This window comes from Salinisphaera sp. SPP-AMP-43, from assembly GCF_049568105.1.
Classification (GTDB): domain Bacteria; phylum Pseudomonadota; class Gammaproteobacteria; order Nevskiales; family Salinisphaeraceae; genus Salinisphaera.
Window position 1 is genome coordinate 3687784 of record NZ_CP145335.1, and the last position, 25448, is coordinate 3713231.

The 25448-nt window shown below is 64.5% G+C and carries 21 protein-coding genes; 12 read left to right on the forward strand and 9 right to left on the reverse strand.

Annotated elements, in window-relative coordinates; genetic code table 11:
* Positions 1–10: 10 nt before the first annotated feature.
* From V5738_RS15875 to V5738_RS15885, 3 genes are read left to right on the forward strand one after another with little or no spacing between them, the layout of a single operon-like run.
* Entirely contained in the window at positions 11–1000 is a 990-nt protein-coding gene (locus V5738_RS15875) for a nitrilase-related carbon-nitrogen hydrolase (RefSeq protein ID WP_423821784.1), read from the forward strand.
* Positions 997–2046 carry an agmatine deiminase family protein gene (locus tag V5738_RS15880; RefSeq protein WP_423821785.1) on the forward strand — a complete coding sequence of 350 codons (1050 nt, stop codon included), beginning with the start codon at positions 997–999 and terminating at the stop codon, positions 2044–2046. The genes V5738_RS15875 and V5738_RS15880 overlap by 4 nt, the downstream gene beginning before the upstream one ends.
* 32 nt (positions 2047–2078) lie before the next feature.
* Positions 2079–2876 (forward strand): formate/nitrite transporter family protein, encoded by a 798-nt coding sequence (locus V5738_RS15885; protein WP_423821786.1) that lies wholly within the window; start codon positions 2079–2081, stop codon positions 2874–2876.
* Positions 2877–3117: 241 nt separating this feature from the next.
* Here V5738_RS15885 and V5738_RS15890 read toward each other — a convergent pair whose 3' ends face one another.
* On the reverse strand, positions 3118–3600 hold the full coding sequence (locus tag V5738_RS15890; RefSeq protein WP_423821787.1) for a GAF domain-containing protein: 483 nt from the start codon (positions 3598–3600) through the stop codon (positions 3118–3120).
* 285 nt (positions 3601–3885) lie between these two features.
* Here V5738_RS15890 and V5738_RS15895 point away from each other — a divergent pair, with 285 nt between their 5' ends.
* The 3 genes from V5738_RS15895 (at position 3886) to V5738_RS15905 (ending at position 8793) form a co-directional block, all read left to right on the forward strand.
* Positions 3886–5436 (forward strand): BCCT family transporter, encoded by a 1551-nt coding sequence (locus tag V5738_RS15895; protein WP_423821788.1) that lies wholly within the window; start codon positions 3886–3888, stop codon positions 5434–5436.
* 230 nt (positions 5437–5666) lie between these two features.
* Positions 5667–7049: a S41 family peptidase gene (locus V5738_RS15900; RefSeq protein ID WP_423821789.1), complete on the forward strand. Its 1383-nt coding sequence runs from the start codon at positions 5667–5669 to the stop codon at positions 7047–7049.
* A 73-nt stretch (positions 7050–7122) separates the two neighbouring features.
* Positions 7123–8793 carry a M28 family metallopeptidase gene (locus V5738_RS15905; protein ID WP_423821790.1) on the forward strand — a complete coding sequence of 557 codons (1671 nt, stop codon included), beginning with the start codon at positions 7123–7125 and terminating at the stop codon, positions 8791–8793.
* A 45-nt stretch (positions 8794–8838) separates the two neighbouring features.
* On the opposite strand, the gene V5738_RS15910 is transcribed toward V5738_RS15905, so the two are convergent.
* On the reverse strand, positions 8839–9048 hold the full coding sequence (locus V5738_RS15910; RefSeq protein ID WP_423821791.1) for a hypothetical protein: 210 nt from the start codon (positions 9046–9048) through the stop codon (positions 8839–8841).
* 967 nt (positions 9049–10015) lie between these two features.
* Here V5738_RS15910 and V5738_RS15915 point away from each other — a divergent pair.
* A complete protein-coding gene (locus tag V5738_RS15915; RefSeq protein ID WP_423821792.1) occupies positions 10016–10906 on the forward strand; it encodes a ketopantoate reductase family protein in 891 nt (296 codons plus the stop codon).
* Positions 10907–10908: 2 nt separating this feature from the next.
* The gene (locus tag V5738_RS15920; protein ID WP_423821793.1) at positions 10909–11301 is read left to right on the forward strand and encodes a DUF4186 domain-containing protein; all 393 of its coding nucleotides are present in this window, start codon (positions 10909–10911) and stop codon (positions 11299–11301) included.
* A 225-nt stretch (positions 11302–11526) separates the two neighbouring features.
* Here V5738_RS15920 and V5738_RS15925 read toward each other — a convergent pair whose 3' ends face one another.
* From V5738_RS15925 to ald, 4 genes are all read right to left on the reverse strand, one after another.
* Positions 11527–12339 carry a nitrilase-related carbon-nitrogen hydrolase gene (locus V5738_RS15925; protein WP_423824194.1) on the reverse strand — a complete coding sequence of 271 codons (813 nt, stop codon included), beginning with the start codon at positions 12337–12339 and terminating at the stop codon, positions 11527–11529.
* 527 nt (positions 12340–12866) lie between these two features.
* On the reverse strand, positions 12867–13433 hold the full coding sequence (locus V5738_RS15930; protein ID WP_423821794.1) for a cupin domain-containing protein: 567 nt from the start codon (positions 13431–13433) through the stop codon (positions 12867–12869).
* 531 nt (positions 13434–13964) lie between these two features.
* Complete coding sequence (locus tag V5738_RS15935) at positions 13965–15563, reverse strand: isocitrate lyase (RefSeq protein WP_423821795.1); 1599 nt, start codon at positions 15561–15563, stop codon at positions 13965–13967.
* A 222-nt stretch (positions 15564–15785) separates the two neighbouring features.
* A complete protein-coding gene (gene ald, locus V5738_RS15940; RefSeq protein WP_423821796.1) occupies positions 15786–16904 on the reverse strand; it encodes an alanine dehydrogenase in 1119 nt (372 codons plus the stop codon).
* Between the two features lie 174 nt (positions 16905–17078).
* Between ald and V5738_RS15945 the strand changes: the two genes are divergently transcribed.
* Positions 17079–17864, forward strand: a complete 786-nt coding sequence (locus tag V5738_RS15945) for a gamma-glutamyl-gamma-aminobutyrate hydrolase family protein (RefSeq protein ID WP_423821797.1) — start codon at positions 17079–17081, stop codon at positions 17862–17864.
* A 253-nt stretch (positions 17865–18117) separates the two neighbouring features.
* Complete coding sequence (locus V5738_RS15950; protein ID WP_423821798.1) at positions 18118–18606, forward strand: class I SAM-dependent methyltransferase; 489 nt, start codon at positions 18118–18120, stop codon at positions 18604–18606.
* 211 nt (positions 18607–18817) lie between these two features.
* On the opposite strand, the gene V5738_RS15955 is transcribed toward V5738_RS15950, so the two are convergent.
* Positions 18818–19531 (reverse strand): GntR family transcriptional regulator, encoded by a 714-nt coding sequence (locus V5738_RS15955; RefSeq protein ID WP_423821799.1) that lies wholly within the window; start codon positions 19529–19531, stop codon positions 18818–18820.
* Positions 19532–20161: 630 nt separating this feature from the next.
* Here V5738_RS15955 and V5738_RS15960 point away from each other — a divergent pair.
* Both V5738_RS15960 and V5738_RS15965 read left to right on the forward strand, forming a co-directional pair.
* The gene (locus V5738_RS15960) at positions 20162–21523 is read left to right on the forward strand and encodes a glutamine synthetase family protein (RefSeq protein WP_423821800.1); all 1362 of its coding nucleotides are present in this window, start codon (positions 20162–20164) and stop codon (positions 21521–21523) included.
* 45 nt (positions 21524–21568) lie between these two features.
* Complete coding sequence (locus V5738_RS15965; protein WP_423821801.1) at positions 21569–22876, forward strand: FAD-binding oxidoreductase; 1308 nt, start codon at positions 21569–21571, stop codon at positions 22874–22876.
* A gap of 554 nt (positions 22877–23430) precedes the next feature.
* Here the strand turns inward: V5738_RS15965 and V5738_RS15970 are convergent.
* Both V5738_RS15970 and V5738_RS15975 read right to left on the reverse strand, forming a co-directional pair.
* Positions 23431–24735, reverse strand: a complete 1305-nt coding sequence (locus tag V5738_RS15970; protein WP_423821802.1) for an ATP-binding protein — start codon at positions 24733–24735, stop codon at positions 23431–23433.
* A complete protein-coding gene (locus tag V5738_RS15975; RefSeq protein ID WP_423821803.1) occupies positions 24732–25436 on the reverse strand; it encodes a response regulator transcription factor in 705 nt (234 codons plus the stop codon). Before V5738_RS15975 ends, V5738_RS15970 begins: the two co-directional genes overlap by 4 nt.
* Between the last annotated feature and the right edge of the window lie 12 nt (positions 25437–25448).

Genomic DNA, 25448 nt, shown 5'->3' on the forward strand with positions numbered 1-25448 from the left:
GGAGCCCACCATGCAATTGATCCAGGCGCCCGACGCCCTGCCCTCGCTGGCCCGCAGCCAGCCGAGCCACCGTGCGCCGCTACGCGTAGCCCTAGTCCAGCATGCCTGGCAGCCCGATGCCGCGGCACTGGCAGCCCATCTGGACGACGCGATCGGCCAGGCCGCCGCGGCCGGGGCACAGGCCGTGTTCCTGCCCGAGCTGACGCTGATGCGCTATCCGGCAGACATCCGCGCCACCGGTACCGCTGCCGACGGCGCCGAGGATCTGGACACCGGCCCAACCCTCACCTTTGCCCGTGAAGCAGCCCGGCGCCACGGCGTGGCCGTGCATGCCTCGTTGTACCAGCGCGACGACGGACCCGACGGGCGCGGCTTGAACACCGCGATTCTGGTCGCCCCCGACGGCACGCTGATCGGCGCCACCCACAAGCTGCATATTCCGGTCACCGAGGGCTATTTCGAAGACACGTATTTCCGCGCTGGCCCGGCCGATAATCCCTATCCAGTGTATCGGCCAGATGCACTCGCCGAGGCTGCGATCGGCCTGCCGACCTGTTGGGACGAATGGTTTCCCGAAGTCGCCCGGGCCTATTCGCTGGCCGACGCCGAAATACTGGTCTATCCGACCGCGATCGGCTCGGAACCGGATTTCCCGGACTTCGATACCCAGCCGCTCTGGCAGCAGGTGATCGTGGCCAACGGCATCACCGCTGGTACGTTCATGATCGTACCCAACCGGATCGGCGACGAAGGCCGGCTGACCTTCTATGGCAGTTCGTTCATCTCCGACCCGTATGGCCGGGTGCTGGTAGAAGCGCCGCGCAACGCCGAAGCGATTCTGGTCGCCGACCTGGACCTGGACCAGCGCCGCGACTGGCTCACATTGTTTCCGTTTCTTGCCACCCGTCGGCCGGATACCTATGGCGCGCTGACCGCCCCGGTCGCGGCCGATCGGCCGCTGGGCGCAGACCGCAACGATGCCAGCGGAGCCGACTCATGAGCGAAGTGCTGACCGAATGGCGGATGCCGGCCGAAACCGCGCCCCAGGAACGAGTCTGGATGGGCTTTCCCCCGGCGGGGCCGACCGGCGGCACCACCGCCGAGGCGATCGACGAGGCGCGCCGCGCCTGGGCGGCCGTGGCCAACGCGATCGCCGAATACCAACCGGTGACGGTGCTGGTCGATCCGGCCGATACCGCGATCGCCCCGCGCTATCTGTCGGCGAGTATCGAGCGCGTGACCGTGGCGCTGGACGATGCTTGGCTGCGCGATATCGGCCCGAGCTTCGTGCTCGGCGATGACGGCCGGCTCGGCGCGATCGACTGGCGCTTCAACGGCTGGGGCCAACGCGAATGGGCCGCCTGGGGCCAGGACGATCGAGTGGCCGCAGCGATCGCCGAGCTGGCCGGGGCCGAGCGGATCGCTTCTACGCTGATCAACGAAGGCGGCGGCATCGCCGTGGACGGCGCCGGGGCCGTCGTGCTCACCGAAACGGTCCAGCGCGACCCGCGCCGCAACCCGGACATTACGCAGGCCGCGGTCGAGGCCGAGATGGCCGAACGGCTGGGCGCGACGCATCCGATCTGGCTGCCGCGCGGCTTGCACCGCGATACCGGCTATTTTGGCACCTTCGGCCATGTCGATTTGATCGCTGCGTTTCCGGCGCCGGGCTGCGTACTGGTCCACGATCAACGCGATCCAGCGCACCCCGACCATGCGATCGCCGAGGAGGCCGCAGCGATTTTCGAAGCCGCGACCACCGCCGACGGCGCGCCCTGGCAGATTCAGCGCCTGCCGGCGCCGAACCGGCTGCGCGATGCCCATGGCTTTGTCGACTATAGCTATATCAACCATCTGCCGATCAACGGCGCGGTGATCATGGGCACCTTCGACGATCCAGCCGATGCCGAGGCAATGGCGATTCTGGCCGAGGCCTATCCCGGCCGGCGGATCGTCGGCGTGGATGCCCGGGCCATTTTCGCCCGTGGCGGTGGCGTTCATTGCATTACCCAGCAACAACCCCGCCTGCCCGGCCCAAGCCATTAGACTAGGCCATCGATTTCGCAAGACAGTCTCCCATGCCAGAACATCTCGGCCCGGAAAATACGCCCAGCACCCGGCTGTCCGCCCGAGCGGTCTACCAAAGCGTGCGCTACGACGGCGAGCAGGAAATGGCCCGCCCGCTGGGATCGCTATGGTGGTCGGGCGTAGCCGCCGGCATTGCCCTGGCCTCCTCAGTGGTGGCCAAGGGCCTGCTGCACATGGAGCTGCCCGATTCGCCCTGGCGGGCGCCGATCGCCGACATGGGCTACTGCGTCGGCTTCGTTCTGGTCGTGCTCGGGCGCATGCAGCTGTTCACCGAGAATACGATCACGGTGGTGTTGCCGCTGATGGCCAACACCACGCGTAAGGCGCTGTACTGCACGCTGCGGCTCTGGACCGTGGTATTCGTGGCAAACATGGTTGGCACATTGATCGCGGCGTTTTTTGTCAGCCAGATCGGCGCCGGCTCGGCCGAACAGATCCATGCCTTTAACGAAGTCGCCGCCCAGGGCGTGCTCGGCAGCGGCTGGACCGAGATGATGCTGCGTGCGATTCCGGCCGGCTTTTTCGTCGCCGCGCTGGTATGGATGCTGCCCAATGCCCGCGGCTTCGAGATCTGGGTGATCGCGCTACCGACATATCTGATCGCACTCGGCGGTTTTGCCCATGTGGTGGTGGGCGCCGTAGAGGTCTGGCTGCTGGTGTTCGCCGATCAGCTGAGCCTGCTCAACGGGCTGTGGTATTTCATCGTGCCGGCGCTGATCGGCAACGTGCTGGGCGGCACGGTCCTGTTCTCGCTGTTGGCCTATGGCCAGGTGCGCCAGGAAATCTGAGCCTCGAGAATAAAAAAGGCGGTGGGGAACCCCCACCGCCGAGCACCGAACCGGACCACCGGCCACATGGGACCGCGACTTCGGCAGGCCAGCCCGATAACTTTCGCTTGCACGTCGACGACGTGAAGCCGGTCACGCCCGAGCGGCGCGACATCTGGACGGCAACTTATCAGCCACCCCCCATTACGCCAACCCGGGATCTTACGTGGTGTGCGGTATGGCACCCGCCTACGGGCGGCGATCAATCGAAACCGATCGCCGAGCCAGACAGGTCGGAAGCCGACATAAAACAAGCGCCTAGCCGTTCAATTCCGGCCTGATCGGCGTCCGAAAACCGGGCCGGCCGAGGGCTATCGAGATCCATGACCCCCCATAACCGCTCGTCAGAGATAAGTGGCACCACCAGCTCGGAGCGCGACGATACGTCGCAGACGATATGCCCGGGAAAGGCCTGTACATCGTCGACCCGCTGGGTCTGGCGTGTGGTGGCCGCGGCGCCACAGACCCCGTGCTCGAAGGCGATCGGGTTGCAGGCTGGCAGCCCCTGAAACGGCCCCAGGATGAGCGAACGCGGCTTGCGGTGCAGATAGAAACCGACCCAGTTCAGATCGGCGATTTCTTGCTTGATCAAAGCGACCGTCTGGGTGGCATTGGTCAGCCAGTCGCGGGTATCCAGCAGGCTGACCAGCTGGCGTGCGAGCAAATCGTAGTTCATCGACGACATAGCACGGAAGAAACAGGCAGCCGAGGATCGATCAAAACGCTCGCCCGAGCAAGATCGGGCCGACCTCGGTGTACTTGGGGCGCCATAAACGGCACACTAATATGTTTTATTGACGAAGGGCACGCCCAGATTCCGGCGCATCGACGATGCGATGCTCGCCCCCGTCGTCGCGCAGCGCAGGCCACCTGACCGGCCCGCATGCCGCGCCGGCCGCGCCCCGAAGCCCGCCGCCCAGCGGCGCGAACGTCAATCCACCGCGATTACTTTCCGACGGATACCTGCTGCATGCCCGATTCCAAACCCGGCCATCGCTCGGTCGATAAGCTCACGCTCGTCCTGACGGTCGGCTTCGTTCTGCTATTTTTGGCAGCGTCGCTGATCGATCTGTCCGGCGTCTCCGATCTGATCTCGGCTGGCTTTAGCTGGACCGCCCAGCGCCTCGGCCCCTATTTCGAATGGCTGCTGCTGGCGACGTTCTTCATCGCTCTGGCCGTGGCCGCCAGCCCCGCCGGCCGGGCCCGCATCGGGCGCGAAACGACACCGGACTTCAGCACCTTCCAGTGGCTGTCGATCATCATGTGTACGCTGCTGGCTGGCGGCGGCGTATTCTTTGCCGCCGGCGAACCGGTCTATCACTTTCTCAATACGCCACCGGCCTTCGACGGCCAGCCCGGTACGCAAGAAGCCGTGCCGCGAGCCTTGGCTCAGGCCTTCATGCACTGGGGTTTTTTGGCCTGGGCGATTCTCGGTTCGCTGACCGCGATCGTGCTGGCCCGAGCCCATTATGACCGCGGCCAACCGCTGCAACCGCGGCAACTGTTGGCCGGTCTGCTCGGCCCGACCCTGATCGCTGGCCCAGTCGGCAGCATCATCGATGCGGTCTGCGTGATCGCAGTGGTCGCTGGCACGGTCGGCCCGATCGGCTTTCTGGCTACCCAAGTGGGCTACGGTCTGCACGTGCTGATCGGCACCCCCGCAGGACTGGCGACCCAGCTGACGATCGTGGCCGTGCTCGGCCTGGTCTACGTGACTTCCGCGGTGACCGGACTGGCCCGTGGTATTCAGTGGCTGAGCCGGTTCAACGTGATCCTGGCGCTGGTGATCGCTGCCGTGATCCTGGTATTCGGCGCGACCTCGTTTCTGATCAACGCCTGGAGCCAGGCGATGGGCACCTACATCGCCTCGTTCTTCTCCATGGCCACTCAGACCTCGCTGACCGCCCCCGAATCCTGGCTGAAATGGTGGACGATCTTCTTTTTCGCCTGGTTCATCGGCTACGGCCCGCTGATGGCAATCTTCGTGGCGCGGATCTCGCGCGGGCGCACCATCCGCCAGATGATCGTTTCGGTAGCGGTACTGGCACCGATCGCCACTACCATCTGGTACACCCTGCTGGGCGGCTCGGGCATCCATAGCCAAATGCTGGGCCAGTTCGATCTCACCGAACCGTTGTCGGCCTTCAAGTTCGATGTGGCCACGCTCACCGTCGCCCAGGCCCTGCCCGGCGGCCTGTTCATGGCGCTGGCGATCCTGTTGCTGACCTCGATCTTCGTCGCCACCACCGGCGACTCGATGAGCTATGCGATCGCCGTCGTGCACACCGGCAGCGACGATCCGCCGGCCGGCCTGCGAGCCTTCTGGGGCATCCTGATGGCGGCCATGGCGGCGGTATTGCTGACCATGGGCCACGGCCAGATCAGTGCCCTGCAGCAGTTCATCGTGATCACCGCGATCCCGGTGTCGATCGTGCTGCTGCCGTCGCTATGGACCGGCCCACAAGCGGCCTATGCCATGGCCCGCGAGCAGGGCGTACTGGGCGAGCGCGCCGCGGCCTAGCCGGCGTCGCCCAGCCTAGATCCGGCGCGCCCGTCGCCCACGGGCGCGCCGAGCGCGGCGTCGAGCGCCACCGACCGCGCCGTACCAAACGCGCCGTACCACTGCGCCGCTGCCTGAACGCCGGTGGCGGCTTGTGCAGCGCCCCGATGCAGGATACAACAGTTGCGGGGATGCACCGTGCGCCGCGCCCTGGCGCCCGGTTGTTCGTTTAGGGGTTACCGGGGGACATCATGGCGCGTTTCGCCGTTCAACGTCTTGTCGTCGTTTTATGTCTGGCCGTACTTGGCAGCGGCTTGGCACTCGCTGACAACCAGCCACGGCCAACCGAGTCTTCGGATACCCAGGCTGCGCAGATACCGCTGGTCGAACGCATCAAGATCGCGACCGCGATCCATGACGCCGTCACCACTTATTTCGCGCATTGGCAGGCAATCCCGAACGAAGACTTCGACGCCGATTTCGATCGCTATATCGAAGCCATCACCCAGACCGGCCAGCGCCGCGATTTCGATATGGCGACGCTTGCCCTGTTCGCCCATCTGCATAACGGCCACACCGGCTTCAGCGATGCCTGGCTCAACCAGCACAGCGGGCACCGGCCCGGGCTGAGTGTGGCCCATCGCAACGGCCACTGGATCGTGGTGCGTTCGTCTCGGCCGGGGATTGCGCCGGGCCAGATCATCACGGCGATCGACGATACGCCGATCGATGCCTTCTATGCCGACAAAAAGCGCTATATCGCCGCCTCCAGCGAACGCCAGCGCTCACGCCAGATGTTCGCCCGTGCCTATCTGTTTCCGCGCCGGTTCACCCTGCATTTGGCCAACGGCGATAGCCAGACCATCGACCGCTCGAAGCCGGGAGAACAGGCCATAAAAAAGGCCGAGACCGACAGCCAAATCAACTGGCCAGCGGGTGTGTACTACCACCGCATCCCATCTTTCGAACAACCGGATGAGCAAGCGCAGGCGATCGCTTTCATCAAAAAACACCACGACGCCAAGGTGCTGGTGCTCGATGTGCGCGGTAACGGCGGCGGCATCACGCCGAACAAACTGGTCAATGCACTGCTGCTCAAACCCTACCTCGGCATGGGCGAGGCCTCGGCGATGTCGGTAGGTTTGCTTTCGGCCTACGGCAAGCTGGCCGGCTCGCCGATGCTCAAGGACTACCCCCGAATGGACGCCATGGCCGATGCCATGCACGAGTATTTCGACCGCCCAATGTTGTACTGGCCAGGTCATCTGCACAAACCCGACCACCCCATCTATCGCGGCCGGCTGATCGTACTGGCCGACATGGGCTGTGCATCGTCCTGCGAGGATCTGCTCATCCCACTCAAGGAAAGCCATCGCGCAAAGATCATCGGCGATACCACCTATGGCTCGACCGGCCAACCGTTCATCCAGCAGTTCGATAACGGCATGGGGTTTCGGGTCGGTGCCAAGCGCGAGTTCTTCGGCGACGGTCGGCCGTTCGAGGGGGGCGGCGTCAAACCGGACGTAGCAGTGGTGCCGACGGCCGCGGATTTACGCGCCGGGCACGACCCCGTACTCGCCCGGGCCCGGACACTGGCGGCCGAACCGCAAACCGCTGCTGCTCGAAAGCACTAAACCACGGCTGCCGATCGGCCTACCCGGTACGAACCTTGCCTTTGTTTTCCGACCGTTTATCGACCCGCTCGTAATGAATCATCTCGCCCGCAGTTTTTTCGTCGCCGGTCTCGGCCTGGCCATCGCCCTGCCCGGCCAGGCCGCCGACAATGCCGATAATACCGATAGCGCCACTAGCCCGATTTCGATCGATACCCTGAAACGGGTCGACAAGAAACTGGCCTCCGATGCCTTCGGCGGCCGGGCCCCGACGACCGAAGGCGAGACCAAGTCGATCAACTATATCCGCGACCAGTTCAAAGCGGCCGGCCTGAAACCGGGCAACGATGGTTCCTGGTTCCAGAAAGTGCCGCTGGTCCAGATCACCAGCCATAATGTGACGCCGCTGAAGTTCACCGGCGGTAGTCAGCCACTGTCCTTCGACTATCGCAACGATATGGTGGTCGCCACCTATCAAGAACAAAAGCATATCGACCTGAACGACAGCGACGTCGTGTTCGTCGGCTACGGCATCGACGCCCCGGAACTCGGCTGGAACGACTATGCCGGTGTCGACGTCAAGGGCAAGACCGTCATCATCCTGGTCAACGATCCGGACTGGCAGAACGACGATACCGAAGGCCAGTTCGAAGGCAAGGCGATGACCTACTACGGCCGCTGGACCTATAAATACGAAGAAGCCGCCCGCCAGGGCGCGGCCGCCGCCCTGATCGTGCACCAGACCAAACCGGCCGCCTATGGCTGGGGCGTGGTGCAATCGTCCTGGACCGGCCCGCAGATGGAGGCCGCCGCCGACAACCATCACGCCGACGCCAGCCAGGTGATCGGCTGGCTGCAGCTGCCCGCGACTCAAAAACTATTCGCGGCTGCCGGCAAGAACTTCGAAGACTTGGAAGCGGCCGCCCAAAAGCCCGGCTTCAAGGCGGTGCCGCTGGATCTGCAGGCCTCGGTGGATTTCGACAACGATATCGCCCGCAAGACCTCACACAACGTGATCGGCGTGCTGCCGGGCACCGAGCATCCAGACCAGACGGTGTTCTATAGCGCGCACTGGGACCATCTCGGCCACTGCGATGCCGTGAATGGTGATTCGATCTGCAACGGCGCCGCCGATAACGCCTCTGGCGTAGCTGGGGTCGTCGCCCTGGCCGAAGCCCAGGTGGCCGCCGGGCCGGCCGACCGCAGCCTGGTGTTCATGGCCCCCACCGCCGAGGAATCCGGCCTGCTGGGCTCGGCCTACTATGCTGCGCACCCGGTCTATCCGCTGGATAAGACCGTGGGCGGCATTAATATGGATATTCTCAACGTCAACGGCGCCAGTCACGACATCACCCTGGTCGGCGCCGGCCAGTCGAGCCTGGACGGGTTGCTCAAATCCGCAGCCCAGCAGGACGATCGCTATGTCGCGGCCGAACCGACCCCGCAGGACGGCTTTTACTTCCGTTCCGACCAGCTCAGCTTCGCCTATCACGGCGTGCCGCTGCTGTTCACCTCGACCGGCACCGACCTGATCGACGGCGGCAAGAAAGCCGGCCTAGCCGCCAAGGCCGACTATGTGGCCAACCGCTACCACAAGCCCCAAGACGAATACGATCCGAACTGGGACTGGCAAGGCGCCCAGGCCGATCTGGAACTGTTTTATACCGTCGGCCGCAAGCTGGCGAACAGCGATATCTGGCCGCAGTGGTCGGAATCCAGCCAGTTCCACCGACCGGACGGCTGGGCCCACGCCGAAGACCAGTAGCCGGCCCGCCACGCGTCCAGCAGCTGACCGCAGGCGTGCCTGCGGTCAGCCGCTTAGCCAGACGAATAGCCCTGCCATACCGTTGAATACGCTATGGCAGAGCGCGGTCATCACATCGCCGCGCTTGCCGCTGACCCGACGCCATACGATATAGACCCAGGCGAATACGATGCCACCGGCGACGCCGGCCCCAACATCGACTGCCGATTGTTGAGCAGATGCAGCACTGCAAAGCCCGAGCCTGAGATCAGCCAAGGCCACTCAAAGCCAGCGGCGCGCCGAGCGCCAGCGGAACTTCGATGAGCAGCCATTGCAATAGCGCTGTCTCGATCAGCGATGCCATTAGCAGCGCCTTGAGATCAATCGGCCAGCCGCTAGGCCGTGTCGAGGTTTCGTGCGCGTCCGCGCCAAGGCCTGCTGGGCTGCAAGCCAAGGCGCCGCGAATCCAGCGTCGTGGCGCTGCGTCAGTGAGCGGCAACACAGAATTACGGCCAAACAGCCATTGTTTCAGAGGGTTGCGCCCCAATCGCGTCTAGCCGCGTGGCGAGCCTTGATCGTGGCAGGCCCAGAACCAGCGGCTCAGCACCTCGCCGGCCCCGATTTAGGGCGACAACACGTCGCTGGGACGAAACCTCGACATGCTCTAACGGATAACTGCGACGGCGCATCCGCGCTCGATCGTTCGGCCGCGGTCAGTCATAGCAGCAGCGATACGCCCAACGTCATCTTGAGCGCCGTACCGATCAGGCTCGCCGTGACCACGAATCGCAACGGCCGATCCCAAGCCCAGACCTACCGCGCCAGGCGCAACGGCCAGCGTATTCACATTATGGTGTCCCCTGACTATTTGTCCTGCCGGTCTTCGTGGCTCGATGCGATATCGAGGGCTGCCCGCGCCGCCAACGCCTCGATGGGTGTCCCCTGACTATTTGTCCTGCCGGTCTTCGTGGCTCGATGCGATATCGAGGGCTGCCCGCGCCGCCAACGCCTCGATGGTCGGGCCACGGCTAATATCGCCCGCTGCATTGCCTCCTGCGCCAGAACGAGAACAGGGATACATCCACGCCCGCGAACGACCATGCCCTTGTCGCGGCCACGAGAATACATAGACTTTTGGCGTTGGCTGCCCAGCTGCTCGATCGCAGCCCGCCTGCGCCCCCCATCGCGATGTGAGACGTTGCCATGTTTTCAGCAGCATATGAGCCCACCAAGAGACGACCCAATGGCCGATAAGCGCCTCGGCCGCTGGCATATCATCGGCGCCGGGCGTATCGGCAGTCTGGCCGCCCACTATTTGCAACAGGCTGGCGCCGAGATCCTAGGCGTTCGCCCCGGCCCGGCGCATCGGCGCCGTATCGAGCTGGTGTTCGACAGCGCCAGCGCGATCAGCCAGCGGCCACTCGAACTGCCGATCCAACCGCCCCTAGACTGCGAACCGATCTCGCAGCTGCTCGTGGCCTGCAAAACCCCCTACTCCGCGGCAGCACTGGCGCGGGTCCGGCTGACCGACGATGCCACGGTAGTTCGCCTGCAGAATGGTCTCGGCAGCCTCGACGGCCTGCTCGCCCCGGGCCAGCGCCTGATCGAAGGCGTGACCGCCAGCGCCGTAATGAGCGCCGGCGATGGCCGGCTGCGGGTAGTTGCCGAAAACGCTACGTTCTTCGGCGGCGGGCCACGCCCGGCCTGGTTCGATGCCCTGGCCGCCCATTGGCCCATGCTGGCCTGGGCCGACGATATCCGCCCGCCGCAGTGGCGCAAGCTGATCGCCAACGCCGTGCTCAATCCGTTGACCGCCCTGCACGACGTCCCCAACGGCGCCTTGCTCGAACGCGACGACCTGCAAACCGAAATGCAGGCCCTGGTTGCCGAAGCCGATGCCGTATTGGCCCGGCTCGATCCCGGCTGGCCGGCCGACTCTTACGACCGGGTTGCCGAAGTGGCCTCGGCCACCGCTGCCAACACGTCGTCGATGCGCGCCGATATCCACGCCGGCGCGATCACCGAAATCGAGGCCATCAACGGCTGGCTACTACAACGGGCCGCCGAACTCGGTCTGGACCTGCCCACGCATCGGCGTATCGTGGCAGCCGTGCATGCCCTTGAGCCGGATTGATCATGCGATCACTGGATGCCGTGTTCGAAGCTTTGTTGAAATCGGATTTTCGGCGTCGATTCAAACTCGGCAGTCGTGAACAGGCCGATCTCGACCGCCACGGCCTGGCGGTGATTCGCGAGCACGCCGCGCGCTTCATCAGCGAACGCCTGGCGCCAGCCGAGCCGCCCAACGACGGCAAGCAGACACCAATGCGCAATCACCCGGTGTTCATTGCCCAGCATGCCACCGCCACCTGTTGCCGGAACTGTCTGGCGAAATGGCATGGCATTGCCGCGCATCGAGCGCTCAGCGCCGCCGAGCAGGCTTATGTCTGCGACGTGATCGTAGCCTGGCTAGCACCCCGCCACGATCCGTCGCGCGTCGAGACGGCGCGTCAGGCCGAGTTGTTCTAGACCGGGCGAGGCGCCCTGCCCACCTGCGCTCAACGCTCGCCTGCGGCTCGAAGTATCGCGCAGCTCGTTCCATGCCGCCCCGCGGAAGCGCCGAATGGCCGTATCACCGGGCCAGCCCGGCGACGTTTTTTGATTTTGAATCAGGGCCAAGGGCCAACGACGCGACGGCCAATCGCAGACCGTGCGCGGCGAATGCAGACACAGAAAGCGGCGATGAAACGGCTTCTAACTGTCTGTATCGCCCTCCAAGCCGCCACGCAGGCGCGGTAGCGGCCGGCGCAGGGCCAGGTAGTCCGGGCGGGTCTCGGTTTCGGCCGCCAGCGATACCGCAGCGATAGTCACAGCCTCGGCATGCGGCGGGCAGCTGGCACGGAGCCGGCCGGCGGTATCGACATGGCAGCTATCGCCGGTAAACAGAAAAGTCTCGCCCTGGCCGACTTGGTTGACGTAGACATGCGGCCGCCGGTTTTCCAGCGCCCGAGCCTGTACGCAGAGCCGGTGATCGGGCCCGAACGGGCGCATATTCGCCGATATGCTCACCAGCAATTCGGCGCCGCCCGCGGCGAGCGCCCGGGCGATTTCCGGGAACTCGATATCGAAACAGATCATCAGCCCAACGCGTACGCCGGCCAACTCGACGATTTCGAGTGCGTCGCCGGGGGCAAATGCCTTGGCCTCGTCGCCAAACAGCTGGGTCTTGCGATAGCAGCCGGCGATCCGCCCATCGCGGTCGATCGCCAGCGCGCTATTGGCGATGTCGCCGTCGTCACAGCGCTCGGCCAAGCCAATCACTAGCGCGGTGTCGTAGGCTCGGGCAGCCGCACACAGCCGAGCTACACGCTCGCCAACCAACGATTCGGCCAGGGCTGCCGCGCCCTCGGTGGTATAGCCCGGGAGAAACAACTCCGGCCAGACCATCAACTCGACATCGGGGCACTCGGCCAGTTCGGCCTCGACCATTGCCAGGTTGGCCTCTGGCTGGCCGACGATCGGCTGTTTCTGTGCCAGCGCAACGGCCAGCTGCGGAATCGATTGCATCAAACCAGGATTCTCCTAAAAATGCGGCTCGGGCGACGTGGGCCGAAGATAACCGTATTCGCGTCCGGCTTGCACGGCCAACCCCGTGGCAGCAAAGCTTTTAACAGGCCAACGAGTTTCCGGCAGGCGCTGCTTCCAACTGGGCTCGGTTACGGCTTAGCCCGCCTCTGCGCGCAACGCTTGCCAGACAATGACGATCGGCCACCAGAAGCCACGTAGCGAAGGCGGCGTACGACGCGAGCAAAACGGCAATACTAAAATGGCCACACAGCACGCTCGGGCCTTTCGGGCGGGCCGCCCATGCCGAATCCAGCATGGACGCCCTGCGACGCTGGCTTGGAGCACGCTGCGGTGGGCGACTCGCCTTGCAAACACGACCGGCCGAGGTCAACGCAGCGCCCATACAGCGGCCAAAGCGCTGGAGGGCCGGACTTGATCAGGCCAGCTGTATCGCGTGATGCCGTCCCAGCTCAAGCCGGGGCCGGCCAGAATGGCTTGACGCCCATAAAGCCGCCCGCACGACTTGGCTAGAACGTCGGCGGCGAAGCCACGCTGACCACTTCGCAGACTTCATCGAACGGATTACGCATGCCATGCGGGCGGCGGCTGTCGAAATAATAGGCATCGCCTTTTTCTAGAATACGGGCCTCGCCGTCGACGGTCAGTTCGAGCCGGCCGGCGACCACCACGCCACCTTCTTCGCCGGTGTGATGATAAGGCGAGTCGCCAGTATCGGCGCCGGGGGCATAGCGCTCGTGCAGAATCATCATCGCCGAGCCGTCCAAATTGCGCCCGACCTGGCGATACGATAGCGCCTCGCCATCGGCCAACTCCACCAGCTCGCCGGCACGATAGACCACCGGCGCCTCGTCGGGCAGCGGCTCGGAAAAGAACGCGCTGAGCGTGGTACCGAGGGCATCAAGTACCGACTTGAGCGAACTGATCGACGGGCTGTGCCGATCCCGCTCGATTAAAGAAATCGAGACATGACTAATGCCACTGCGACGCGCCAGTTCGCGAATTGACAGATTATGCTCTAGCCGGAGCGCTTTGAGACGCTGGCCGGCGCTGGTTGGGGCCGCTATTTCGGTCAATGGTTCCTCCCTCGGTTTTGTTAACAAAACCTTATCGCTAACGAGCCGACGAGCGAAGCGGGGTTGGCGTATCAATACGGCGCAGCACGGGCCGGCGCTATCGAGTACGACAAGACCGCCTTTCAAGTGCATAACGCTGAACGACCGCCAACGTCAATATTTGGCCAATCCCGGCCTTATCGTTGGTATCTATCCCGGCTCACTCAGTCGCGCACATAGCGGGGATCGTTCCCATGATCACAAAAGCTGCAAAAACCCGGGGCTCCGGAAGGCTCTAGCGGGCCCATAGGCGTGTCCGCCCCGCCGGAATGGCGCGTATTTCAGCGTGTCTGACTCGCGCAGGCCTGCGAAACAGACCCAACGGATCGTCGAGGCTCACCACGCCCATCGGCGTATCGAGGCACAGGCTCGCGCTTGGCGATCGCTGTTTCCAGAATCGGATGCAGCTAGGCCGCATAAAAAGACGGGGCCCGGAAGGCCCCGCCCGAACCGCGACGGTCGAAGACGCCGCGGCGCTACACCGTGTCCAGACTAGCCAAACTGGTTCATGGTGTTATGCGCGCCGCCCGCTTTCAGTGCGTTCTCGCGGGCAAAGAATTCCTTGTGGTCATCGCCGATATTGGAACCGGCCATATCCTGGTGCTTGACGGTAGCGATGCCGTCGCGGATCTCGACCCGCTGGACATCGCGCACATAGGCCAGCATGCCGTCGTCGCCGAAATAATGCCGCGCCAACTGATCGGTCGATAGCGCCGCGGTGTGATAGGTCGGCAACGTAATCAGGTGGTGGAACACGCCAGCCTCGCGGGCGGCCTTGGCCTGGAATTCCCGGGTCCAGCGATCGGCCTCGGCCGCCAACTCGGTCGCATCGTATTCCGGGCTCATCAGCTGGGCGCGTTCGTAAGCCGAAACGTCCTCGCCGGCCGCAGCCCAGGCATCATAGACCTGTTGGCGGAAATTCAGCGTCCAGTTGAACGATGGGCTGTTGTTGTAGACCAGCTTCGCATTCGGCACCGCCTCACGGATGCGCCGGACCATCGAGCCGATATGCTCGACGTTGGGCGTCGAAGTCTCGATCCACAGCAGATCGGCGCCGTTTTTCAGGCTGGTGATGCAATCCAGCACCACCCGATCCTCGCCCGTGCCTTTTTTGAACTCGAACAGCCCGGAGGCCAGCCGCTTGAGCCGGACCAACCGGTCGTTCTGCTTGATCACGACATCACTGGCGTTGATTTCGGCCGGATCGCTGATCGGCTCGCCGTCGAGATAGCTGTTGTACAGATCCCCCAAATCGCCTGGCGCCTGGGAGACCGCGATCTGCTGGGTCAGGCCGGCACCAAGGCTATCGGTACGGGCCACGATAATGCCGTCGTCCACGCCGAGTTCCAGGAACGCATAGCGCACGGCGTTGATCTTGGCCAGGAAGGAGGCATGCGGCACGGTGACCTTGCCATCCTGATGGCCGCACTGCTTGACGTCCGAGACCTGGTTTTCGATCTGAATGGCACAGGCGCCTGCCTCGATCATCTTCTTGGCCAGAAGATAGGTCGCCTCCTCGTTGCCGAAGCCGGCATCGATATCGGCGATGATCGGGATCACGTGGGTTTCGAAATTGTCGATCTGGCTCTGGATCTTTTTCGCGGCCACTTCGTCGCCGGCAGCATAGGCCGCCTCGAGATCACGAAAATAATGATTCAGTTCCCAGGCATCGGCCTGCTTGAGAAAGGTATACAGCTCTTCGATCAGGGCTGACACGGCGGTCTTTTCGTGCATCGACTGATCCGGCAGCGGGCCGAATTCACTGCGCAGTGCGGCGACCATCCAGCCGGACAGATACAGATATTTACCTTTCAGGCTGCCGAAATGCTTTTTGATCGAGATCGCTTTCTGCTGACCGATAAACCCATGCCAGCAGCCCAGCGACTGGGTGTAATTTGCCGGATCGGCATCGTAGGCTGCCATATCCTTGCGCATGACCTGCGCGGTATAGCGGGCAATCTCCAACCCCGTTGCGAACCGGTTCTGGGCACGAAGACGCGCGGCATGTTCGGGGTTGATCGCATTCCATGAGGCGCCGAAGCGTCCCCGTAGAGCGCCAATCGTACTGATATCGTTCCTATAGTCGGACATGGTCGAGCTTCCTCTTAAAAATGAGCATCGCACAGCCGGTTTTTTCTGGAAATACGACTTTCCGGATAGCGATAGCTGGAATTCTAGGAGGCGCCGCGGAATATGAATAGAAAATACAGACTATCTTCAACATTCACGATGTGAATGGACTATTGCATGCCATAAAAAAAGCCGACCCGCGCGGCGGATCGGCTTGGGCTTGCCAACGAGGCGGCCGGGCGCTTATCCCGCCAAGGCCTGATCGGGGGCAATATAGTCGTAGCCGTGGCGCTCGGCCACCGGCCGGCAGGTCACCTGCCCGGCATGCACATTCAAACCGTTACGTAGATGCCGATCGTCGGCCATGGCCGCGGACAGGCCACGTTCGGCCAGCGCGATCACATGCCCCAAAGTGGCGTGGTTGAGTGCATAGGCCGAGGTGCGCGGCACCGCCCCCGGCATGTTCGCGACACAGTAGTGCACCACGCCATCAATGACATAGGTCGGCTCGGCATGGGTGGTCGGCTTCGAGGTCTCGAAGCAGCCGCCCTGGTCGATCGCTACATCGACCAGCACCGAACCGGTCTGCATACGCGAGACCTGTTCGGCGCTGACCAGTTTCGGTGTTTCGGCACCGGCGACCAGCACCGCGCCGATCACCACATCGGCCGCCAGCACTTCGGCCTCGGTGCCGGATGCAGTGGCATAAACGGTACGCAGCGACGGGCCGAAGCGAGCCGCCAAGCGGCGCAGTACAGCCACGCTGCGATCCAGCACCACTACGTCGGCGCCCAGGCCCAGCGCCATAGTGATCGCGTTCTCGCCAACCACACCGCCGCCGATCACAACCACCCGCGCCGGCGACACACCGGGTACGCCACCCATGAGCACACCGCGCCCGCCACGGATTTTTTCCAGGCTGTGGGCCGCCGCCTGAGTGGCCAGCCGCCCGGCGACCTCCGACATCGGCGCCAGCAGCGGCAGCCCGCCGTGCTCGTCGGTGATCGTTTCGTAGGCTACGCAGCTGGCGCCCGAGGCCACCAGGTCCGCGGTCTGCTCACCGTCGGGGGCCAGATGCAGATAGGTGAACAGCAGTTGATCGGCACGCAGCCGCTGGCACTCGGCCGGCTGCGGCTCTTTGACCTTGACGATCATTTGGGCCGCCTCGAACACCGCTTCGGCGCTGTCGGCAATCTCGGCGCCGGCGTCGCGGTATTCGACGTCCTCGCAGCCGATGCCGAGTCCAGCACCGCTTTCCACGCTCACCCGATGGCCGCGCTTGACCAGCTCGCGCACACTATCGGGCGTCAGACCGACGCGGTACTCGTGATCCTTGATTTCTCGGGGCACTCCAATATGCATGCTCGCTCCTGTCTGATGGCGCCGCGGATACGACGGGCGTAAGGATATGCTATCCGGCCGGGGGCCGGCGTTCCGGACGCCCGCCTCCTGCACAGAGGATGCCAACTGCTTGCGTTGACCGATGCCGGCATTTTGTGATCACAATTTAGCAGTCACTCGTTTTTAGGATTTGTCATGGCTTTTTCTCGCCCGCGTATTGGTGTGCCCGTCGACTGCAAGACTATCGGCACCGACCCCAGCCACGTGGTAGGCGAGAAATATCTGGCGGCCGTGGCGCATGCGGCACAAAGCATGCCGCTGGTCCTGCCGGCGCGCGCAGCCGGCGCCGAACTCGCTTCGCTGGAACACGATTTCAGCGCGGCCGACCAGCTTGCCGGCCTGGACGGGCTGTTTCTGACCGGCAGCCCCTCGAATATGGAACCCTGGCGCTATGGCAGCGATGCGCCTGGCGTCGGCCCCTTCGACCCGCAGCGCGATGCCAACAATCTGGCCCTTCTGGAGGCCGCGCTCGCCATGAACATGCCCGTGTTCGCGGTCTGCCGTGGCTTTCAGGAACTCAATGTCGCCTGTGGCGGCACCCTGCATACCGCCGTTCAGGACGTGCCCGGTCTATCGGATCATCGCGACGACCACGACGCACCCCGCGATAGCCGCTATGCGCCGGTACATCCGTTGGAGCTGAGTGCCGACGGCTGGCTGGCCAGTCTGCTCGATGCCGCCGAAATCACGGTTAATTCCCTGCATGGCCAGGGCATTGCCGAACTCGCGCCAAGCCTAAACGCCGAAGCCCGTGCCCCGGACGGTCTGGTCGAGGCGATCCGTCATCCCGGGCGCGATTTCGTGGTCGGTGTTCAATGGCATCCAGAATGGCGCTATGCCGACAACCCGGTATCGATGGCCTTGTTCGGCGCCTTCGGCGAGGCCGCGCGGGCCTATCGCGAGCAGCGCTCGGGCGGCTGAGTCCGGGCCGAGCGATACCGGCCCTGGAACAGAATATCTACGACGATCCGGCGTCCTTCGCCGGTGATACGGGGCTACGCGGGACCGAGTCCGGCGTGAATGTCGTCCTTGGGGCGCATCGGCGCATGACGCCCGCCCAACGTGTCAGAAGGCGCAGCCCGCCGAGCGCAGTGGGCCACGTTCATGGCCTGCAACGCCGCATGGCGCGATGGGCGGGCATCACCCACAGGCTCCAGGGGTGCGGCGGCTTGCCTTGTCACGACGCGCCCTAGAACAACCGGTCTTGCGCAGCCTCCTGCCACCGCTTGCCGGCCCGCATGTTCTGGATATCGGCGGCGGCTGCGGTGCCTTCGCCGCCTACTGTCTCGAAGCTGACGTTCCCCGCTATCGAGGCGTGGATATCTCGGCCCGTATGATCGCCCGAGCCCACCACGACCTCCGCGACCCGCGGGCGAGCTTGGAGCCGACGGCTGCCGAAGACCTGGATCTGGCCGACTACGGTTACGACCGCATCGTCTCGTCACTCGGCCTGCACTATGGGCGCGATATTCAGGCGGTATTCGCCCACTTGGCGGGCCCGCTCCACCCGAGCGGCCGACTCGCACGACCGGTCGAACACCCGATCTGTACTGCGCTACTACAAAACGGGTTCGAATCGGAGCCGTCGGACCGCCCCCACGGGCCGTCGATCGCGATCAGGAGGAAGGCGTTCGCTACGCGACCTGGTGCGTCGACGGGGTAATCAAATATCCCCGTACGGTCGCCAGCTATGTCGATCTAGAGCCGGAGTGCAGGCTGACGCTACAGCACCGGCCCGAGCCCAGCCGTGGCCGAACTGGCTGCGCACGCCGAACGGGTCCAACACCAGCGCCGCCCGCCGATTCTGGTACTCGCCTTCGACCCACCGCGCAGCGGAGGCTGGCCGCCCCACCGACCGACAGCCGGGTGGCGCTCTAGCTGACTGCTTCGAGGCTGCGCCAGTCGGCCTCGGTCAACGAGCCCAGGCCTTCTCGGACATCTGCCTCGATCGCAAACCGCAGCGCCTGAGCATCGCGAGCGGCGACCGCGCGCAGCGCTTCGGCATGCCGATCGACGATATATTCGCTGCCGATATGCCGGATCGCTAAGCGCAGAAACGGCGAGAACTGCAGCCACAGCGACTCGATCAACGGCATCACGGCCGAGGCATCGCCGACGTCGTAGAAGGCGAAATGAAACGCCCGGTGACGCTGTAGATAGGTGCGAATATCGCCGGCATCAATCGCGGCATCGACGTCCGAGTCGAGCTGCCAGAGGCGATCGAGCAGCGCATCGTCGATCAGCGGCATCGCCCGTTCGGCAGCGAATGCCTCCAAATGGGCGCGTACCGCGCACAGATCCGCCAACTTGGTCGGAGTCATCCGCGGCACGCTTACGCGCCGATTGCCATGCGCTTCCAGAGCACGCTCGGCGACCAGCCGGCGCAGTGCCTCGCGCACCGGCGTCGGGCTGGTGCCGAGCATTTGGGCAATGCCGCGCAGGGTGACGCTACGACCGGGTACGAACTGGCCGGTCAGCACTGCCTCCTTGAGCTGGCGATAGACCCATTCCTGGCGCGTCATGCCCGACTCATCGAGCTCGACGGGCGCAATCTGGGTGTCATCGGGGGGGATTTCGGTGCTCGCCAAAACGGCTCCGCAGGCAACCGGGACAAGCCTTCATGCTAGGGCCTGTCGAGGTTTCGTGCGAGCGCCGCGTGAGCATTGGCCAAGCATGCCCGGCATGCGCAAGCGAACGATAACGCCGAATGGCCGCCACAGGGCCGGGGCCCTATCAGGGACGCCCGCCCATCGCGCCATGCCGCGGCGCGCCTCGTGACGACGCGCCCTAGGACCTGTCGAGGTTTCGTACCCGTCCGCGCCACGGCCTGTTGTTTCGAAGGGGTACGCCCAAACTGCGTTGGGCCGCGTTACGAGCCTTGCTCGTGGTACGCCACGATTGCGGGGCAACGCGGCGCTCGGGCGAGCGCTCAACACGTCCTAGGCGCCCCCAGACGCACGACGCCGCCCGGCGCCGTGGCTCGTTATGCACAGCCTGCGCGACCCGAAACGGACAGGCACCGTCGCCGCCATCCTGCATTATCGCCATTCACGAAAAACGCTGCCGCCGCGTTCATTTCGTCTTGTCTGGCCGCCGGATAGCGCGCCGCACAGGCCGGCCAAACACCTCAACAAGCCGGCCCGAACCGGCCGTGCCCATTGCAGGGATGACGGGCGATTGCTAATTTGTGATCACATTTTATAGACAAGCCTATCGCTATGTCGCCTGCCGATCTGCCGGCCGACGCGCGTGCCCTGATCGACGCGACGCCGGACCTCGAATTCATCGCTGCCTATATCGTCGATATCAACGGCATCGTGCGCGGCAAGCGCCTGCCGGCTGCCAGCCTCGATCGGGTCTATCGCAAGGGCTTGAACCTGCCGGTATCGACCCCGCTGCTCGATATCTGGGGCCAGGAGGTCGAGGCGACCGGCTTGGCCCTGGCCTCGGGCGATGCCGACCGCCCCTGCTATCCGGTCGCCGGCAGCCTGCGGCCGATGCCCTGGAGCCCGCGCCCAGCCGCGCAGATGTTGCTGATGATGCACGAGCCGGATGGCAGCCGTTTTCCCGGCGATCCACGGGCGATTCTGGCCTCGGTTCTGGATCGGCTCGCCGCGCGCGGGCTGACGCCGGTAGTAGCCACCGAACTGGAATTTCGTCTGTTCGAAGCCGAACCGGATGCCGCCGGCCGGCCGATTCCGACCCATCGCTCGACCCGCCCAGGCCGGCGTTCGCAGCTGTACGGCATCGACGAACTGGATGCGCTGGACGATCTGTTCGGCGATATCGAACGTGCCTGCGCGGCCCAGGGTTTGCCGATGGATACGCTGATCGCCGAGCAGGGCGAAGGCCAGTACGAGATCAATCTCGAGCATGTTGGCGATGCCCTGCTGGCTGCCGACCAGACCATCCTGCTCAAGCGCACCATCAAGGCCTGCGCGCGCCGTCATGGCTTGGCCGCCAGCTTCATGGCCAAGCCGTTCGGCGATTCGTCCGGCAATGGCATGCATGTGCATGTGAGCCTAGTCGATGGCAACGGCCACAACGTGTTTTCGGACAGCCAGGACGAAACCTCGCCGCTCATGCAGTGCGTGGCCGGGCTGCTCGAGACCATGGCCGAGGCCACCGCGATCTTCGCCCCGCATGACAACTCCTATCGCCGCTTTCAGGCTGCCAGCCATGCTCCACTGGCGCCGGCCTGGGGTATCGACAACCGCACCACCGCGGTCCGGCTGCCGCTGGCCGAGCCGGCTGCCGCGCGGCTCGAACATCGTGTTGCCGGCGCCGACGCCAATCCGTATCTAGTGCTGGCCACGGTGTTGGCCGGCATGGAACACGGCCTGAGCCAGGCGCTGGTGCCGCCGGCGCAAACCGTCGGCGATGCCTATAGCCAGCACGCGGCCTCGCTGCCGGATGCCTGGGGCAGCGCCATCGAGGCGTTCGAGGCCTCCGACTTCATCGCCGACTATCTCGGCGCCGAATATCAGCGCTGGTATGCCGCGGCCAAGCGCCAGGAGCGCGAACGTCTGCGCGCGATCGTGCCGGTCGCCGAGTACGACGCCTATCTGCGCACCGTCTAGCCGACCACACGCGCTGTCCTTCCGCGATTTCCGAGATCTGCCGTCATGAGCCGAAACCCGAACAAACAGACTTTTCCGGCGCCGCATGCCCCATCCTATTACGCCGCGACCGCGAACCCGGCCCCAGAGCGCCCGCCACTGGCCGGGGCAGTCGAAACCCAGGTCTGCGTCGTCGGCGCCGGCTTTTCCGGGCTATCGACCGCGCTCTCGCTGGCCGAACGCGGCTACGACGTGGCCGTGGTCGAAGCCAGCCACGTCGGCTGGGGGGCTTCCGGGCGCAACGGCGGCCAGCTGGTCAACGGCTATTCGCGCGACCTGGACGTGGTCGAATCGCGCTACGGCGCAGAAGCAGCCCAGGCGCTGGGGGCGATGGCCTTCGAAGGCGCCGACATCATCCGCGAGCGCGTAGCCCGCTACGCGATCGATTGCGATCTGCGCGACGGCGGTGTATTCGCGGCCCTCAACACGCGCCAACTCGATGAACTCAAAAGCCGGGCGGCAAGTTGGCAAGCCCACGGCCACCATGCACTGCAGCTGCTCGATGAACACAGCATCCGCGCACACAGCAACACCGATCTCTATGTCGGCGGCCTGCTCGATTCGCGCGGCGGCCATGTCCATCCGCTCAACCTGACGCTTGGCGAGGCTGCAGCCATCGAATCGCTGGGCGGGGTGATCTACGAACGCTCGCCGGTCACGCGCGTGGTCTCGGGCAGTCGGCCAACGGTGTATACCGACGGCGGCCAGGTTCGGGCCGACAAGGTCGTGGTCTGTGGCAATGCCTATCTGGGCAAGGCCGTGCCAGCACTACGCGACCGGGTCATGCCGGTCGCCACCCAGGTCATGGCCACCGAGCCGCTGGACGAGGCGACCGTAAATCGGCTGATGCCCTCCGGCGCCTGTATCGAAGACTGCAACTATATGCTCGACTACTACCGGATGAGCGCCGACCGCCGGCTGCTGTTCGGCGGCGGTACGGTCTACGGCGGCACCACTCCGGCCGATATTGAGGCCAAGCTGCGGCCGCATCTGGCGCGCACATTTCCAGAACTGGCCCAGGCGCGCATCGACTATGCGTGGTCGGGCAATTTCGCCCTCACCCTGACCCGTATCCCGCATATGGGCGAGCTGGAGGACAACGTCTACTTCAGCCACGGCTATTCCGGCCACGGTGTAACCACGACCCACTTGGCCGGCCGGCTGATCGCCGAGGCGATCGACGGCGAACACGAACGCTTCGACGCCTTTGCCATGCTCAAAAACCATCCTTTTCCCGGCGGCCGGCTGCTGCGGGTGCCGCTGTCGGTACTCGGCTCTTGGTACTACCAGACCAAGGAAAAGATCGGGCTTTAACGTATTCCAGCGAGTCACGACCTGGCGGCCACTGGCCGGGCTCGGCCGGAAATCATACCCGGCAGCCGGTATACCAGTGTCCGGATCGCTGGACGCGATCGGCTGCCATACCTTGATCGCGGCATGCGCTACGCGGCTGTGCGCCAACGCCGATCTGGCGCCAGGCACGTCGCGATACCCAACCGCTGAAAACGCGCCTCGCGCCGCCGCGGCTGAGCGCCGTATGCATTCGAGCACGGCTGCCCGCGCTTTACGCCCGCTCGAGCAACGCCCGCACGAGGCCTTGCGAACATCCCAGCTCCTCGCGGCCCAGCCCAGCGATGCCGTCGCCGTCTGCCTCATGCAGGCGCGCCCAATGCGGCATACGCTTTGGATGTACGGCCCTACAGCGCTTGGCACGCTTTCGGATAAGATCCCGATCGGCTCAACACCGGCCTGCCGACATGACCACCGGATCGAGCGAGGCCGAAAAACATTGCGCCGGCGGCCGATCGCAGCCGCGAGCCCCGAACCAGGGCAACTCGAGGCGGGGCCGAGCATAAGCCAGTGCCAACCTAGTCGGTGGCCGGGTCGGTATCGAACACGATTTCGATGCGGGTGCCCACCCCCTGCTCACTGGCGGCCTCGATACGCCAGCCCTGGCGATCGCAGATGCGCGATACGAGATACAGCCCGATCCCCAGCCCCGGGCTGGTCGCGGTGCGATACTGGCGCTTGAAGATATGCGCCAGCGCCTCCTCCGGCAGCCCGCAGCCGGTATCCACGATCTGGATCCGGCGCGGCGTGACTTCGACATGCAACGAACCATCCACCGTATGCCGGACAGCGTTGTCGATCAGGTTGTGTAATACGCTGTAGATCACGCCGTCGGGCAGCGGCAACGGTGTCGGTTGTGCATGCACGGTCAGCGCGATCCGATTGGCCTCGATCGCATCGCGCTGATAGACCAGCACATCGTCGAGCACGACCGCGGCATCGCTGAGGCATTCATCCTCGGGATGCGGCTGGTCCCGGGCCAGAAACAACAACGCTGTGACCAGCCGATGCATGCGCTCGCAGGCATGGCGTACGCGCTCGGCCCGGCTGCGCGCCCGCTCGTCCAGATCCGGCATGGTATCCAGCAATTCGCTGGCGTTGAGGGCGACCGCTAGCGGCGTGCGCAGTTCATGGCTGGCGTCCTCGGTAAACGCTTTCTCGCGGGCGAGCACGGCATCGAAACGCCCGATCAGGGCATCGAAACTCTCGGCGATATCGCGCATGTCGGGATCGCCGTAGTCGGCCGCGATCGGCGGATTCGACTGGCCGGGCTGATAGTTCGACAGCCGCTCGGCCAGCCGCCGCACTGGGCGCAGAATCAGATAGGAAAAGCCGAGCCCGATCAACAACGCGAGTACGATCACCAGGCTCAGCGTCGCCCAACCGATAGTCGCTAGGCGATCCTCGAATTCTTCGACGTCCTCGACGTTGAGCATCATGAAGATCGCCGAGCCGTCCACATCGCGGCGCGCCGTATAGAACTCCCGGCCTTCATACTGCACGACCGCATGGCCGCGATCGGCGAGGCTTCTGAGCACGCCCGGCAGACCGGCATCGTGGGCCGGATCGGGGCTGACGTAGACCCAGCCCGAATGGCCGCGTCGGCCGCTGATCGGCACGTCGTGCTTGTAGTCGAGCTCCAGGCTGACCAACTCACGATCCAAGGTGTCGAACTGGAGTTCGTCCTGAAGAATATCGACAAACTCATGGATCGCCAGCGCGAAGCCGATACAGGCCACGAACGCGATCGACAACATGCCGATCGACAGCCGGGCCCGTAGCCCGAACGCAAACGACAACGCACGGCCCAACCGGCGGATCACGTGGTCTCGAGCAGTCGATAACCTACGCCATGCACGGTATGAATGACCGGCTGGCCGGCCGCGGCCTCCAGCAACTCGCGCAGGCGGTGCACATGGCCGCGCAGTGCAGCATCGGATTCTGGCGGATTGCCCTGCCAGATCTGGGCTTCGAAATCGGCCCGCGAGACCAGCCCCGGTGCCGCCCGCATGAGCATTTCCAGCATGGCAAAGCCGATCGGCGTGAGCTCGATCTCGGTGTCGTGATAACGCACCACATGCCGATCGGATTCGAGGTTCAGCGCCCCAACCTTGAGCGGGCCGCTGCCCACCGGCTGATGGCGGCGCACTATCGCTTGCAGGCGCAGGTACAGCTCGCGCAGCGAAAACGGCTTGACCAGATAATCGTCGGTACCGGCTTCAAAGCCCTCGATGCGGTCTTCGACCGTGTCGCGGGCGGTCAGCATCAGAATGGGCGTATTCATGCGCTGCTGTTGGCGCAGCCGGCGACACAGCTCCATACCGTCCATGCGCGGCAGACGCAGATCCAGTATGAGCGCGTCGTAGGTCTGACTGGCGCACAGCTGTAGCCCCATACGGCCATCGCTGGCGTAATCGGCTTCGTCACCCTGCTCTTCCAGATATTCTCCCAGGTTGGCGGCCAGTGTCGGGTCATCCTCCACGATCAGTACGCGCATCACGTCCTCGTTTGTCTCATTCGTCATCAACCGCGCGCC